The organism is Rhizobium sp. YIM 134829, assembly GCF_046546455.1.
Genome location: NZ_JBKHKI010000023.1, coordinates 1 through 917 on the forward strand (window position 1 = coordinate 1; position 917 = coordinate 917).

General features: G+C 71.2%; 2 protein-coding genes. Both read left to right on the plus strand.

Going from position 1 to position 917, the window contains the following annotated elements; translation table 11 throughout:
- Positions 1 to 477 (plus strand): Asp23/Gls24 family envelope stress response protein (locus ACLE20_RS15505; protein ID WP_410941214.1); only part of this gene is annotated, 477 nt, incomplete at its 5' end.
- Complete coding sequence (locus ACLE20_RS15510; protein WP_410941215.1) at positions 478 to 792, plus strand: hypothetical protein; 315 nt, start codon at positions 478 to 480, stop codon at positions 790 to 792.
- The last annotated feature ends 125 nt before the right edge of the window (positions 793 to 917 follow it).

The following is a 917-nucleotide window of genomic DNA, read 5'->3' on the forward strand; positions in this document are numbered from 1 at the left end:
GTGCCCATGACGAGCACCCAGCCCCCCGCCACCACCCCGAAGTCCCCAATAACCACCAGCGACTCGGCGTTGACCACCTCTCAGGGCAAGACCACGATCGCCGATACGGTGGTCTCCAAGATCGCCGGCCTATCGGCGCGCGAAGTCACCGGCGTGTTCGCGCTAGGTGGTGGCGCATCACGCATCGTCGGCCAGCTTCGTGAGCGCATTCCCGGTGCCACCGTCAACCATTCGCAGGGCGTTTCGGTAGAGGTCGGCGAGAAGCAGGCCGCCATCGACCTCGAGATCGTCGCCGAATACGGCGTCGCGATCGCCGATCTGGCCAACGGCATTCGCCGCAACGTCATCGCCGCGATCGAGAAGATGACCGGCCTGGAGGTCACCGAGGTCAACATCACCGTCAACGACGTGCACGTCGACGACGACAGCGACGACGACACCGCCGAGACCAGCAGCCGCCCGGCCCGGGTTCAGTAGATGAGCCAGGGTGGTGCGGCGACGCCCCCACCGCTGGAACCCGCCGAGCGCCTCGCCGCCGCGGTCCTGGCGGTGCCCGGTGTCGCCGCGCTACACCCCGGCATGTTCGGCGAAGTCGGCACCTATCTGCCGGGTCGGCGCGTCGCGGGGATCCGGGTCGCCGACCACGCCGTCGACGTGCACATCATCGTCGTGTTCGGCGTCGCCGTGCGCGACACCGCCGCAGCGGTACGCGCCACCGTGGGGCGCCTGCACCCCGGCGCCGAGGTCAACGTCACCGTCGAGGACGTCGCCCCCGCGGCCGGCGCGCGGTGACTGACTCGGAGGCAGCCCGCGGCGACCGTGGGAAAGCCCGCCGCGCCGCCGCCCGCCTCCATCACCCCGATCGCGGCGGGTCCGCGGCAGCGCTCATTGCCGCGCTCGCCGCGATCGACGCGGGC

Excerpts from the sequence above, each read along its gene's own strand:
- ACLE20_RS15510 (WP_410941215.1), top strand. The coding sequence starts at position 478 with ATGAGCCAGGGTGGTGCGGCGACGCCCCCACCGCTGGAACCCGCCGAG.